The 14,351-nt window shown below is 42.8% G+C and carries 16 protein-coding genes; 3 read left to right on the forward strand and 13 right to left on the reverse strand.

The genetic code is table 11. The annotated features are described in order from the left end of the window. Nucleotides 1-36: 36 nt before the first annotated feature. The 13 genes from FAX86_RS13365 to orn form a co-directional block, all read right to left on the reverse strand. Complete coding sequence (locus FAX86_RS13365; RefSeq protein ID WP_144393910.1) at nucleotides 37-1,341, reverse strand: adenylosuccinate synthase; 1,305 nt, start codon at nucleotides 1,339-1,341, stop codon at nucleotides 37-39. A gap of 155 nt (nucleotides 1,342-1,496) precedes the next feature. After that, on the reverse strand, nucleotides 1,497-1,685 hold the full coding sequence (locus tag FAX86_RS13370) for a DUF2065 domain-containing protein (RefSeq protein ID WP_144393911.1): 189 nt from the start codon (nucleotides 1,683-1,685) through the stop codon (nucleotides 1,497-1,499). A 98-nt stretch (nucleotides 1,686-1,783) separates the two neighbouring features. After that, entirely contained in the window at nucleotides 1,784-2,671 is an 888-nt protein-coding gene (gene hflC / locus FAX86_RS13375; RefSeq protein ID WP_144393912.1) for a protease modulator HflC, read from the reverse strand. After that, entirely contained in the window at nucleotides 2,671-3,693 is a 1,023-nt protein-coding gene (hflK, locus tag FAX86_RS13380; protein WP_144393913.1) for an FtsH protease activity modulator HflK, read from the reverse strand. Before hflK ends, hflC begins: the two co-directional genes overlap by 1 nt. Nucleotides 3,694-3,765: 72 nt before the next feature. Then, entirely contained in the window at nucleotides 3,766-5,058 is a 1,293-nt protein-coding gene (gene hflX, locus FAX86_RS13385; protein WP_144393914.1) for a ribosome rescue GTPase HflX, read from the reverse strand. A gap of 97 nt (nucleotides 5,059-5,155) precedes the next feature. After that, a complete protein-coding gene (gene hfq / locus FAX86_RS13390) occupies nucleotides 5,156-5,422 on the reverse strand; it encodes an RNA chaperone Hfq (RefSeq protein ID WP_144393915.1) in 267 nt (88 codons plus the stop codon). A 26-nt stretch (nucleotides 5,423-5,448) separates the two neighbouring features. Then, a complete protein-coding gene (locus FAX86_RS22515) occupies nucleotides 5,449-5,586 on the reverse strand; it encodes a hypothetical protein (protein WP_205859196.1) in 138 nt (45 codons plus the stop codon). A 15-nt stretch (nucleotides 5,587-5,601) separates the two neighbouring features. Continuing rightward, complete coding sequence (gene miaA, locus FAX86_RS13395; RefSeq protein ID WP_144393916.1) at nucleotides 5,602-6,564, reverse strand: tRNA (adenosine(37)-N6)-dimethylallyltransferase MiaA; 963 nt, start codon at nucleotides 6,562-6,564, stop codon at nucleotides 5,602-5,604. A 13-nt stretch (nucleotides 6,565-6,577) separates the two neighbouring features. Then, nucleotides 6,578-8,425, reverse strand: a complete 1,848-nt coding sequence (mutL, locus tag FAX86_RS13400) for a DNA mismatch repair endonuclease MutL (RefSeq protein ID WP_144393917.1) — start codon at nucleotides 8,423-8,425, stop codon at nucleotides 6,578-6,580. 5 nt (nucleotides 8,426-8,430) lie between these two features. Further along, nucleotides 8,431-9,729, reverse strand: coding sequence for an N-acetylmuramoyl-L-alanine amidase (locus FAX86_RS13405; RefSeq protein WP_144393918.1), 1,299 nt, complete (start codon nucleotides 9,727-9,729; stop codon nucleotides 8,431-8,433). Between the two features lie 126 nt (nucleotides 9,730-9,855). Then, nucleotides 9,856-10,314: a tRNA (adenosine(37)-N6)-threonylcarbamoyltransferase complex ATPase subunit type 1 TsaE gene (gene tsaE / locus FAX86_RS13410; protein WP_144393919.1), complete on the reverse strand. Its 459-nt coding sequence runs from the start codon at nucleotides 10,312-10,314 to the stop codon at nucleotides 9,856-9,858. Next, entirely contained in the window at nucleotides 10,314-11,840 is a 1,527-nt protein-coding gene (locus tag FAX86_RS13415; RefSeq protein WP_144393920.1) for an NAD(P)H-hydrate dehydratase, read from the reverse strand. Before FAX86_RS13415 ends, tsaE begins: the two co-directional genes overlap by 1 nt. Before the next feature lie 65 nt (nucleotides 11,841-11,905). Continuing rightward, entirely contained in the window at nucleotides 11,906-12,448 is a 543-nt protein-coding gene (gene orn, locus FAX86_RS13420) for an oligoribonuclease (RefSeq protein ID WP_144393921.1), read from the reverse strand. Between the two features lie 126 nt (nucleotides 12,449-12,574). Here orn and FAX86_RS13425 point away from each other — a divergent pair, with 126 nt between their 5' ends. The 3 genes from FAX86_RS13425 (at nucleotide 12,575) to FAX86_RS13435 (ending at nucleotide 14,346) form a co-directional block, all read left to right on the forward strand. Then, nucleotides 12,575-12,949, forward strand: a complete 375-nt coding sequence (locus FAX86_RS13425) for a 4a-hydroxytetrahydrobiopterin dehydratase (protein WP_144393922.1) — start codon at nucleotides 12,575-12,577, stop codon at nucleotides 12,947-12,949. Nucleotides 12,950-12,955: 6 nt separating this feature from the next. Continuing rightward, nucleotides 12,956-13,942: a small ribosomal subunit biogenesis GTPase RsgA gene (rsgA, locus tag FAX86_RS13430; RefSeq protein ID WP_144393923.1), complete on the forward strand. Its 987-nt coding sequence runs from the start codon at nucleotides 12,956-12,958 to the stop codon at nucleotides 13,940-13,942. A gap of 137 nt (nucleotides 13,943-14,079) precedes the next feature. Next, nucleotides 14,080-14,346, forward strand: coding sequence for a hypothetical protein (locus FAX86_RS13435; protein ID WP_144393924.1), 267 nt, complete (start codon nucleotides 14,080-14,082; stop codon nucleotides 14,344-14,346). Nucleotides 14,347-14,351: the final 5 nt, after the last annotated feature.

Consider the following 14,351-nt stretch of genomic DNA (forward strand, 5'->3'; position numbering starts at 1 on the left):
GCTTTTTTTATTTGTTTTGAAAAGTTAACTTAGAAATTATTTTTCAGCGAAGGGATCGCGCAAAATAATTGTCTCTACTCGATCTGGCCCTGTTGAAATGATATCTACCGGAACACCCACAACTTCTTCAATTTTCTTGATGAAGGCGCGTGCGGCGTCTGGCAATTCATCGTAAGACTTAACACCAAATGTGTTATCTGACCATCCTGGCATTTCAATGTAATTAGGTTTAACTTTTTCAAATCCCTCTGCGCCTACCGGCGTCACATTAAGCTCACCTTGGTCAGGACAGGTATAACTGGTACAGATTTTTACGGTCTCAAGACCATCAAGAACATCAAGCTTGGTGAGACATAGACCACTGACACTATTGATTTGAATAGCACGACGAAGCGCGACAGCATCAAGCCACCCACAACGTCGAGGTCGACCTGTCGTGGCGCCGAACTCGTGTCCACGCTCAGCTAAGCGCTTCCCGATGTCATCGTGGAGCTCGGTTGGAAAAGGTCCGCCACCCACACGAGTGGTGTAAGCTTTGGTAATACCTAAAACATAATCTAAGTACAGAGGACCAAATCCACTACCGGTTGCAGTGCCACCCGCAGTTGTATTGGAGGAAGTAACAAATGGGAAAGTACCATGATCGATATCAAGCAAAGTACCTTGAGCACCTTCAAAAAGAAGCGAATTATTACTGGTTCTTTCTTGGTGCAGCATTTCTGGAACGTCAGCAACGAGTGGTTTAATTTCTTTCGCCCACTCCAAACATTGGAGGTACAAACTTTCAAGATCGACTTTTTCTTGCTGATAATAATTTTCTAACACGAAGTTATGATAAGACAAGACTTCTTCAAGCTTCTCTTTTAAGCGCTCAGGATAAAAAAGATCTTCGACACGAAGTCCGCGTCGGGCAACCTTGTCTTCGTAAGCAGGGCCAATTCCACGACCTGTCGTACCAATCTTTTTATTGCCGACTTTCGCCGCTTCGCGAGCGACATCAAGCTTAACGTGGTATGGCAAAATTAAGGTACAAGCGGCGCTAATACGTAATCTTTCTCGTACTGGAACTTTTCGCTCCTCGAGCATGTGGATTTCTTCCATTAATGCTTCTGGAGATAGCACCACGCCATTACCGATGTAGCACATGACACCATCACGCAACACACCGGAGGGAATTAAGTGCAATACCGTTTTCTCACCTTCAATAACTAAGGTGTGGCCCGCATTATGCCCGCCTTGATAGCGTACGACGCCTGTTACACGATCAGTGAGCAAGTCAACGACTTTACCCTTTCCTTCGTCACCCCATTGGGTGCCTAAAACAACAACATTTTTAGCCATATTAGAAAATTTTAAAGCAGTTAAAGTTTGCTTCCTGAACGGAAAACCGAACCGCGGATTCTACCGCTATTGAGAGGCATTCACAATGCTATTCAAAGATTGAGCACCGATAATAGTTAATTATTTATAAAACGCCAGTTAGACGCTCTATTTACTCAACCACTTTTTAAAAGAGTGAGCCAAAAGAGCCCTCCAATCATGAATATAAATCCGATAATTCTCAATGACTTATCAGACTGCTCTGCCATGCTCAAAACAAAATTACGCCAAGCTTTAGGGTTTGCGAAAGGCAAAATACCCTCTATCACCAAAACCAGCGCTAAAGCTATCCAAAGCTCAGTCATACCTTACCCCAACTGTAAAGAAGTTATTACAAATCATTGACTTCAAACAAAAAAGCCTGATCAAAGATCAGGCTTTTTTGTCATCTCGACAGTTTTGATTAGCGAGCTTTAGAATTTTTCAAATACTTGAAAAACTCACTGTCAGGCTGAATCACAAGAACATCACCTTTATTACTGAAAGATTCTCTGTACGCATCTAAGCTTCTTAAAAACGCATAGAACTCTGAGTTTTTGTTGTAAGAATTAGCATACACTTCAGCGACCGTCGCATCGGCTTCACCACGAATAGTTCGCGAGTACTCATCGGCTTCAGCCAAAATACGTTGTACATCGGCATCCGTTTTAGACCTCAAGATACTCGCTTCTTTTTGGCCCTGCGAACGAATATCAACGGCCGTTGCACGACGCTCAGAACGAATTTGCTCATAAACTTGCTCAACAACTCGCGACGTATAATTAACTTTCTTAACGCGAATATCAACGACTTCAATTCCGTACTCAGGAACTCGTTCGTTAAGCGCTTTTTCGATTTCGTCCATTAAATCTTCGCGCTGCTCTGAGATAGCTTCCTGTAAAGTGCGTCGACCAAATTGCTCTCGTAATCCATTATCGACGAGTCGATCAAGAAACGATTCGGCTTTACGAAACTGACCATCAGTTCGTAAGTAAAACTGCGGAAAATCAATAACACGCCATTGAACGTAGGTATCAACATCCAAAAACTGTTTATTCGATGTTGTAAATACATCGGGTTGAGCATCCATCGTTTGCACTCGAGCATCTAAACGTTTGATCGTATCAGCGACGGGCAATTTAAAATGCAATCCTGGACGATATACGATTGGCACATCACTCGAATCTCGTAGCACCTTACCAAATCTTAGCTTCAACGCTCTTTCTGACTCATCGATAACAAAAAGAGAGTTAACACCAAGCAGAAGAACTAAAAATCCTAATAAGAGGAACCAAAAACTTTTACCTTGCATTATCGATTCTCCTGCTGCTTTTTCATGATTTGATCAAGTGGCAAATACATCATGTTATTACCGCCTTCGACATCAACCATAACTTTTGTCGAACTTTTTAGTATCTGTTCCATTGTTTCCAAATACAAACGATCGCGGGTTACTTGAGGTGCTTTTTCATATTGCGGTAAAAGCTTGTTGAAACGCGCTACTTCACCATTCGCTTGCGCAACAACTTTCGCTTCATACGCATCAGCCTGTTGTCTCATTTGCTCTGCATTAGCTCGAGCTTCAGGAATCTGTTTATTTCTGTAAGCTTCTGCATTCTGCAACTCTTTTTTCGCATCTTGTTCCGCCCGGTTAACGTCTTCAAAAGCGTCATTCAAGGCTTGAGGAGGCGCGGCTTTCTCTAACGTCAGCTGCTCGACTTTTAAACCAGCATTGTAGCTTTCTAAAATACGCTCTAATTCACGCAAAATCTCATTTCGAATTCTCTCTTTTTCTGTCGTTAAGAGAGCGTCAACTTTGCTATCACCGACTACCTGACGGAGCGAACTTTCTGCGGCTTGTTGCAAAGTTGTATCAGGTGAAGATAACTCAAATAGATAATTGCGAGGGTCATCAACCCGATATTGAATACCAATTTGTACATCGATGATATTTAAGTCTTTAGTCAACATAACGCCTTGAACACGCTTTTCTTCAAGCTTGTTTACGTTAACTTTACGTATCGTTTCGATGCCAGCAGGAACCCACTGTAAACCGGAACCGACGATTTCTTTGAACTCACCAAAATGAAGGACGACGCCTCTTTCTTGTTCGTTAATGATGTATACGCCTTTCCAAATCCAGAAAAGAGCAGCCACAATCAGCACAATAAAAATAATTGGCTTGGAACTGCCCGAGTTCGAACCACCGCCATTACTGCCAGAAACTTTGCGCCACAGTTTTTTCACCATTTCATCAATATCAGGAGGCCCATCTTGCTTATTACGGTTGCCCCATGGATCTTTATTATTACCGCCCGGTGAATTCCAGGTCATATCTTTCTCCAATATTCGTTGGGTTGTTAAAATTCATTTCGTTCAAAATTGTAAGGAGCGCTGTCACAAGAATCAATGTTTCGGCGTAATCATTGCGTCCAGATTAATGTCATTTTTGCGCTCTAATCGCTTCCAATCAGATACAGGCAGCTTAATTTGAAGAACAAACTCGCCTGCGTCCGTTACTTGTTCGTTTTCTATACAATTCAAATCAAACAATTGACCTCGCAAGGCCATATGCTGATTTGACAATAACAATGTTTCTTCACGCCACTCTTCTTGTAATAATTCAGCAACGGTTTCTAAAATGCCGTCTAAGCCGGCACCAGTAATTGCCGAACAATATACGCGAAAGTTACCCGTTTCGGGATCTTTTTCGGCTCTTGGCGATAGACCATTTACCTTATCGCACTTGTTATAAACTTCAATAGTCACATTGTCCGTTGCATCTATCTCACGCAACACCTCGTACACCTGCTCTTTATTATCTTCTCTGCGATCATCGGATGCATCAATCACATGTAACAAAATGTCTGCTTCTCGACTTTCTTGCAAGGTCGCTTTAAATGCAGCGACCAAATCATGCGGTAGATGTCGAATAAACCCTACTGTATCTGCCAGTATTGCAGATTGATGGTCGTTTAGAGATATACGTCGATGTGTCGGATCCAGAGTTGCAAATAATTTATCTTCCGCCAACACATGCGCTTCCGTTAATCGATTGAATAACGTTGATTTGCCGGCATTGGTATAGCCCACCAATGATACCGTTGCGACATTCGCTCGCTTACGCGATCGACGCCCTTGCTCGCGCTGTTTTTCGACTTTCTCTAACCGTTTTCGTATAGTTTTTATACGCTCTCTTAATAATCGGCGGTCAGTCTCTAATTGGGTTTCACCAGGACCGCGCAATCCGATACCACCTTTTTGCCGCTCTAAGTGAGTCCAACCACGTACCAGCCGAGTTGATAAATGTTGCAATTGCGCCAGTTCAACTTGAAGTTTCCCTTCATGGGTTTGAGCACGTTGCGCAAAAATATCGAGAATCAATCCAGTGCGATCAACCACCCGACACTTCGCCAAATGCTCAATATTTCTCTCTTGAGATGGTGATAGAGAGTGATTAAACAACACAACATCAGCCTTTTCATCAGCAACAAGCTGAGCAATCTCTTCTATTTTGCCAGTACCAACAAAATATTTCGGCTGAGGAGACGAGCGGCTGGTTGTCACTATGCTTAAAATTTCAATACCCGCCGAATTTGTTAAGTCAACAAACTCAGTAAGGTCTTCTTGATTGTTTTGATCGGGAAAATCGACGTGCACGAGTATGGCACGCTCACCGCCTTGATAACGTTCAAACACTAAATGGAATTACCTGTAATACAAATGAGGTATAGTATGACATGAATCGGCATGGCAGTAATCTTTCACTACCATGCAGACCAAGAACGATAAAGATCTATCCGTTATTTCCGAAGTCTTCTTCGCCGGAGCCACCATTTTCACCACCATGAGGCAGCTTGACATTGCGTGTCGGAACAATGGTTGAGATAGCATGCTTGTAAACCATTTGACTGACAGTATTCTTTAACAGAACAACGAACTGATCAAACGACTCGACCTGCCCCTGCAATTTGATGCCATTGACTAAGTAAATCGCGACTGGAATGCGCTCTCGTCGTAAAGCATTTAAGAAAGGGTCTTGTAGAGACTGCCCTTTTGGCATGGTGTTTCTCCTTATAATGTTATTATTTATTCATTTCCCGACTTTCTAGCACCGGGTTCTTGCAGACTAATGTTGGCCCAAAACGTTTGGCAATATCTTGGAAACTCAGTGTCTCTATTAGCAGCTCGCCAAGCGACACATCCCAATAAAATATAGTGTAGCATGCTCCGCTGAATCTGCTATATGGAGATATTACTTAAACTTTTCAATATTATAGCGCAGTTATTTTTTGAAAGAGAGTCAATCCAGTTAACCTCTTCCCAACTTCTTAACCAGGTTAGCTGACGTTTCGCCAGTTGGCGAGTTGCAACAATCGATCGATATCTGGCTTGTTCCAGGTCATACTCTCCTTGTAAATAAAGCCACACTTGGCGGTAACCAACGCTGCGCATCGAAGGTAATTCAAGGCTTAAGTCACCTCTCGCCATTAGTTTTTCCACCTCTTCTAAAAAACCTGACTGAAGCATGGTATCAAACCGCTGCTCAATACGATGATGCAATATACTGCGCTCTTGCGGCGCGAGCGCCACCTGCAAACAATCGTAAGGAAATTTTTGCAATGCTTGTTCCTGATGCCATTGCGTTAACGATTTCCCACTCATTAAATACACTTCAATGGCCCGAGAAATACGTTGCGGATCATTTGGGTGCAATCGTTCTGCGCTTTTTGGGTCGATTTCTTTTAACCACTCGTGCAGCGCAGGAGCCCCTTCCTCTTTTAATTTAGCGTTCACTTGCGCGCGAATCGTATCGTCTGTCGCTGGAAGATCGGCGATGCCTTGCAGCAACGCTTTAAAGTACAGCATTGTGCCGCCGGCCAAAATTGGCCATTTACCACGCTGATAAATATCTTCCAGTAACTCGTACGCATCGTCACGAAACTCAGCAACCGAATAATTCTCGCTTGGGTCCCGAATATCAATTAAGTGATGAACTGCCGCACTCCGCTCTTCATCTGAAGGCTTAGCTGTTCCAATATCCATATCACGATAGATTAATGCCGAATCAACACTAATTATTTCACCACCTAACATTTGGCATAATTCAATCGCTAGACTCGTTTTGCCCGATGCAGTCGGTCCCATTAAGCAAATAACAGGTTTTTGTTTTTGTAATCGCTTCGAGCCTTCTGAAATAATCATATTGCAACCACAATCATATTATTTGGCCAAGCCGCTTTTCGACACCCTCGTGACTTAAGCCTAGCGCAAAACGCTGCCATTGATCAGAGTCTTTTATTGTGGACTGGCACCAATGGTACAACCAATCCAGTTTGTCTGACGAACAATTTAATGTACTCATAGTGCGAACCAGATCTTGTTTTAAAGATTCAGTTGAAATGTTCGTCTGCTTTTTTGAGAAGTACGACGTTAACGCCTTCTCCCAAAACTCCTGGGCAATCGGAACTGACAAAACAGGCAGGCGTCGCAGCATCACTTGCTTTTCACCTACGGGAGTCAGTTCAATTCCTAATTGCGCGAGATTATCAAAGAACTCAGGGCTTTCTAAAACATCATTATCTTCAGCTGCAACCATTTTTGGTACTAGCAGCGGTTTACTCTGATGCGTATCGACTTCCCAAATGGATAACATTTCACTCGAAAACCATTTGAGAGCATCGACAAGCCAGATAGAAGACTCTTTAGTCAATAAAAAGTATCGATCGTTAATTAAATGATGGTTAAAACTTTTCGCTTCTGATGAGCTAACTGGATTAATACTAGAATGATCTGGCGAAATTTTTTCGTCGGCTCCGCTGGAAAAGTTTTCATATAAAGCAAGATGCTCAGCAACTTGTGATGAAGAAGGTTTCACCCGAGAATAAGCAACTGGTGTGCGAGCTGATGTTTGAGGCGCAAAGTGATGACTTTGAGGACGTGATGAAAATGAATCACCAGCAGCGATTTCCGATAAAACAGCTTCAGACAATGCCGTTTCATTAGAACATGTTAATTCTTCAGATGATCGAGCTTCAGCAAATTCTACCGTCGATTCAAAAACATCGCTTTCACTTAAACATTGGTGAAGCAACTTAACCAGAAAATCATGAACTTGTCTTGGTTGACGAAATCGAACTTCATGTTTCGTCGGGTGCACATTAACATCAACTTCTTCTGGCGGACACTGAATATAAATAACGTAAGAAGCAAACCTTCCTTGTGGAATCAGTCCACTGTAACTCTGGCGAATCGCATGACTCAGCAAACGATCTTTAACAGGTCTCCCATTAATAAAAATAAATTGGGTGTCCGATTCACTTCGGTGATAGCTCGGCGACGCAAGCCAGCCAGAGATCGATAAATGCTCTAATGCACTGTTAAAATGTAATGCATTTTTTACAAAGCTAATTCCGCATGCCGCTTTTAATTTTTCCTGCATTAATTTTTCTGAATTCACGGCAGGATAGCGTTTAACGACACGCCCATTGTGTTTTAAAGCAAACGCTATGGCAGGATGAGCTAACGCTTCACGTTTAACCGTATCTTCAACGTGAGTAAACTCTGTTTTTTCGGTGCGTAAAAACTTTCTGCGAGCCGGAGTATTAAAAAATAAATCTCTGACCTCAACGCAAGTTCCTGTCATTGCGGCAGCAGGAGAAACATTCACTTTCATGTCTCTCCCTTCAGCTTCCGCTTGCCAACCTTGTTCAGATTCGGCTTGTCGACTGCGAAGCAATAAACGGGAAACAGAAGCAATACTGGCTAGTGCTTCGCCACGAAATCCCATGCTTTCAACCGCACAAAGGTCACTAAAGCTTCGTATTTTACTGGTCGCATGTCGACTCAATGCCAGTGCTAAATCTTGCTGATGAATTCCAAAACCATCATCAACAATGCGAATCAAACGAGCGCCACCTCGCTCGATATCAATATCAATTCGCGAGGCTCCAGCATCAACACTGTTTTCAATGAGTTCTTTTACAACCGAAGCTGGCCGCTCGACAACTTCACCAGCAGCGATTTGATTTGCCAGTTGATTATCCAGCTGTTGAATTCGATTCATAACCGTTAGCGAGGAATAGTCAGTCTTTGGCCGACTCGAATTTGATCGCCCTTAATTCGATTAGTTTCGCGTAACAGCGGCAAAGGAACATTAAATCTCGCCGCAATTTCCGATAAGGTATCACCACTTTTTATGGTGTAGTGACTTTGCTTGGTACTCGCGAACAAAGTTCCGTCCGGTGGATTTTTTCTGAAGTAACTTTTCAATCCTTTAAATACCGAAGAAGCTAATTTTTTTCGATGGTTGTATTTATTAAGCAGTTTTTCTTCCGATGGGTTGGAAATAAATGCCATTTCAACCAGCATTGCCGGAATGTCGGGCATTTTTAAAACAACAAAGCCCGCTCGTTCAACACGCTTTTTATGCATTTTGGGCACACTAAGCGCCAAATGATTGTGAACTTCGGCAGCCGCATCAATACTCGCACCAACGGAATAGGTTGTCGATAAATCCAACAAAACTTGTGCCAACAAAGGATCTTTATTACTCAAACTTTCAACGCCGCCAAGAAGATCTGACTCATTCTCACGCTGCTCTAACCAGCGCCCCATTTCTGATTGTGCGCCTTTAGGAGAAACCACCCAAACCGATGCGCCTTTAGCTCGCTTATCGTGAAATCCATCCGCATGAATGGAAATAAAAATATCAGCCTGATGTTGTCGTGCAATCTGAGTACGTTTTCGCAAACTGACGAAGTAGTCACCTTTTCTCACTAACAATGCTTTCATACCAGGCTCTTTATCAACCATATCGGCCAATTGTTTAGCCACTTTCAGAGCAATATCTTTTTCGAGTGTTCCTTTTGGACCTACAGCACCGGGATCTTCGCCACCGTGCCCGGCATCAATGGCAACGACAATATCGCGCTTACCTGTTACCGTTTTAACTTTTGGTTTTACTGGCTCATCACGTTGCGACTCGTCGATCAAATCAACCACTAAACGGTGACCATAATTTTGAAATGGATTAAGTGTGAAATATTTAAACTGTGATGATTTTTTTAAATCGAGAACCACTCGAACAGAATCATCACTTTCACTGGCCCTGACATGCTGTACTAAGTTCGATGTTATATTTAGCTCGGCGGGATCAAAATTAAGTTCTGATTTAGCGACATCAATAACGAGTCGCTCAGGATTACTTAATGTAAAAATCGTGTGCTCTGCAGGATCGGATAAATCAAGCACAACCCGCGTAGAATCGGGAGACTGCCAAAAACGCATTCCTTTGATTTTTGCGGCATGACCGAAAGACATCAATATGACGGAACATACCAACGCAACTTTTATAGAAAACTTTCCCATGAACGACAGCTTTTTTAAATGATTAATAATAGTTTTAATAAAAATAAGAGATGTTCTCAAGTTCGACCCACATTCACTCGAACAATTCCCAACAATTAATATAAAATCACATCGCTAGTATAAATATCAATCAACTTGCATTGTTTGAATCAAAGACTGCTGAGAACTAAACATTTCTGCGACTCTGTGTGAGTTATCATATCGCAATTCGAGTGTAATGTGTGGCTCAGGTAACCAACCAGTGCCTTTTTCTGGCCATTCTACGAGCAACAAAGCACCTGAATCAGAAAAATATTCATCAACTCCGATAAATTCTAACTCTTCGGGATCGGCTAACCGATAGAGATCGAAATGATAAACGCGGTACTCACCAAACTCATAAGGCTCAACCAGGGTATAGGTAGGACTTTTTATGCTGCCTCCAAACCCCAGTCCGCGCAGTAAACCACGTGCCAATGTCGTTTTACCGGCCCCTAAATCGCCTTTAAGAAAAACCAATCCTTTACCATTTAGAGCACGCCCCAACTCTGCACCTAAGGCTTCAGTCTGTTCGCTCCCCAGTAGTTTTCGACTCGCTGAATACACTAATTTTTACTCTCCGGATTTACCAGGCGGCGAATATAAAGGAACAAGTCGGTTGCAAGCAACCCCCTCTCTTGTCGTTGACCGCTTTCGGTCACCGCCAATTCAGCTGCTTCGCCATGGATTGCAGCACCAATTCTTGCAGCATCAAAGGGCGGAATTCCTTGAGCCATTAATCCAGCAATGATACCCGTCAGCACGTCGCCCATGCCGCCACTCGCCATTCCAGGATTACCAGCAGTAACGACATTCATTTTATGGTCGTCGGCGATTACCGTGCCAGCACCTTTCAGTAAGCAAACACCACCAAATCGCTCGACGATGTCTGAAGTTGCCGTAAAACGATCCAGCTGCACTTGCTCTACTCGTGAATTTAATAGTCGAGCGGCTTCGCCGGGATGTGGTGTTAAAACTCGATTATCTATTTTATGGGGTTGATCGCTCAAGAGGTTAAGAGCATCGGCATCCCACACCGTTTTCTTTTTTTGGCCAGCCTCTGTCTTTAAATAGTCGCGAAGCATGGTGATTAAGTTTCGTCCCCACTTTTGCTGGCCTAGACCAGGGCCAATAGCAATTACGGTTGCAGCCTCTAATAAAGAACGTAAACCTTCCTTGCTGGCCGAATCAGTCGCTGAGTGGCACATTATTTCAGGCCGATTTAAACATAAAACATCGGAGTGCTGACTGTGAGTTAAAACGGAAACAAGACCGGCCCCCGTTCTGGCAGCAGCTTCTGCCGCCATTCGAATTGCTCCAGCAAAGCCAGGCGCACCGCCAATAACGAGCACATGACCAAAGAATCCTTTATGCGCGGTTCTGCGGCGTGGCTCGAGAAAATGAATGCTTTCGCGGTATCGATATAAAAAGGCTTTAGGACGAACCAATGCAAAAATACCTTGGCCACAACTTAAATCATTAACTTCCAGTTCACCGCAATAGTCAGCCGCCATGCTGGTAACCATGCCACGTTTTATTCCGATAAACGAAACGGTAACATCAGCTTTAATCGCACTTCCCAGCACAGCACCGGTATCGGCCACGAGTCCGCTGGGAATATCGACCGAAATAACGGGTTTATTTGAACGAACAATTTCGTTAATGATGGTCGCGAAAGGATCTTTGACTTTACCTTTTATCCCAGTGCCAAGAATTGCATCAACAATGACATCGTGATCATCAAGAAGCTGAGAATGCCAAGGTTCAACGTTTGCAGAAGTGGGCTTAAGCCTTGCGAACGCTCGCTCGGCATCTCCTTGCGGCGATTCTGCACCAGGCATTAGTGCAACCGTAACCGGTAAACCGGCCATTGCAGCGAGACGAGCTACGACGAAACCATCGCCACCATTATTACCTTTACCGCAGACAACTAAAATCCGACGAAGATCAGGCCAACGTTCTCGAAGTTCGTTATAAACGGCACCTCCGGCCCTTTCCATCAGCGGATAAGTAGAACCGTCGTGAAATCGAGCGTAAAGTTGCTCGAGCTGCTTGATTTGATCGGCCGTATAAAGACCTTTTCTGTCCGCCATAAATTAACCTAAATAGTTCGAGTTATTCTTAAAGTGTTAAATTTATGTTCTGGAATGGAGAATCTTCAGATTTTAAATACCTTGTCACGATAGTACTTTAATTCTTCAATCGACTCGCGAATATCATCCAGAGCTAAATGAGCGCCTTTTTTATTGAATCCATTCAACACATCAGGTTGCCATCGTCGAGCCAGCTCTTTAATCGTACTGACATCAATATGCCGATAATGAAAGTAAGCCTCTAACTTGTCCATATGCCGAACCAAAAACCGGCGGTCCTGACAGATAGTATTTCCACACATAGGTGACCGTCGTTCTGGTACCCATTGTTGCAAAAAGTCGATGGTTAGTTGTTCAGCTTGCTCTTCAGAGATCGAACTTTGCTTAACTCGATCGGTTAAACCTGATTTACCATGATGTTCGGTATTCCAGTCATCCATGCCATTAAGAATTTCATCCGGTTGATGAATAGCTAGAACGGGGCCTTCTGCCAAAATATTCAGCTCTTTATCAGTAACGATAGTCGCAATTTCGATAATTCGGTCTGAATCTGGGTCTAATCCAGTCATTTCTAAGTCAATCCAGATTAGATTTTCGGCATTTGCCATAAGAACTCCATTGTAGTTTCTTGAATTGTTCCGCTATGATCGCTCAAAATACCACGATTGAATGAAAATTTTACTCTTTTTATCCACAAATCAATTAAAAGCATAACTTAAAAAGGCAGGAAAACAATGACCAAACTCGCTGAAATGCAGTGCAAATACGACGATGAAGGCAAAACCCCATTAACGATGGATCAAATCAACGACTTATCATCTCAAGTAACGGACTGGCAAATTAGCGACGATGGCACCAAAATCGAACGTGAGTTTCTATTTAAGAACTACTATCACACCATGAACTTCGTCAACGCCATCGCTTGGATCGCTAATAAAGAAGCTCACCATCCCGATATGGAAGTTAACTATGGTCGATGCCTGGTTTGTTTTACCACTCACGACTCTGGTAACCGACTCACCATCAACGACTTAATATGCGCAGCTAAAGTTGATGGTTTACTTTCTGTCGGAAATTTTGGTCCCAAACTACAGTCTGATGAGTCATAAAATTCAGTGGCTAAACGGCAAAAGCTATCGCTTCAACAAAAAAGAAGAGTTGCTAAGAGCAAAGGCAACAAGCTAAAACAAAAAACAGAGGATTCAGTTGTCCTGCAAGAACAACTGGGTCCTGCCCTGTCTGGTGTTGTGATCAGCCGATTTGGAGAACAAGCGGATGTTGCAGACCAAACACAAACGGTGTACCGCGTTTATCTGCGACAAAATTTGGGAAGCTGCGTGAGCGGTGACCGAGTTATCTTTCGGTTAGACGAACAAAACCATGGCGTTATCGAAGCCATTGAACCCAGACGTTCCGAATTAAACCGCCCAACTCCTTACGCTGGCGTCAAAACGATTGTCGCGAATGTCGATCAGATATTTGTGGTCGTCGCTCCATTTCCCGCTTATTCTTCTGTGATACTCGACCGATATCTCGTGGCCTGCGAATTAGCTCAAATCCCAACGAGTATCATTTTTAATAAACACGATCTCATCAAAGAGTCTGAAGAGGAGTACTTTAATCAACAAAAAACAATTTATAACAAGATTGGCTATAAGGTTCTCGAAGTAAGCTGCAAAACTAACAAATGTATCGATGAACTACAGTCGATGCTTAAAGAAAAAGAAAGCATCTTCGTTGGTCAATCAGGCGTTGGAAAGTCGTCGCTCATCAAAGCGCTCATGCCGCAGGCTGAAGTTGAAACGGGGGAAGTATCAGAAAACTCTAAGTTAGGAACTCATACAACAACCGCATCTCGACTATTCTTTCTGGCAAATGACGGATTTATTATCGATTCTCCAGGAGTAAGAGAGTTTGGACTCTCGCACATTGATACTGAATCCATCATCAATGGGTTTGTTGATCTTAAGCAATTTGTCGGGCACTGCAAATTCAGAAACTGTCAACACATTCAAGAAAAAGGCTGCGCTTTACACCAAGCCGTTATCGATGGAAAAATCGAAAAACAACGTTTAGAAAACTATCAAAAAATAATCACTTAGGTCTTATCTGGCCGCCTAGAAACAATTTAACTAGCGGCCTATTTCTTTAAAATAAAATTTTATTAAAACATCTCATCACATTTAGTTTGATTAAGCTATATTGTAAGTAGGTTAACTCGACATTTATTGGACAAACCATGATTACTTTAGAAGATTGTTACGGCTTTTGTGACTTGGAAGAAGAAACCGTTAAAGCGATCGCAGAACATGAGCACGTTAATGAAATTGTGGCCATTGAAATAACTCAACATCTTCTTAAGCAAGAAGGCGGTATCTTACTGCTTCATCGAATGCTCGAAGATGATATGGAGTGGGCTCAAATATGGGGAAAAACAGAGTTAGCACAAAAATACAGAACAATATTAGAGAAGTTTGATGAGCGCTATTCCAGTCCAAATCTCTAGTGAGA

This window comes from Pleionea sediminis (assembly GCF_007570825.1).
Classification (GTDB): domain Bacteria; phylum Pseudomonadota; class Gammaproteobacteria; order Enterobacterales; family Kangiellaceae; genus Pleionea; species Pleionea sediminis.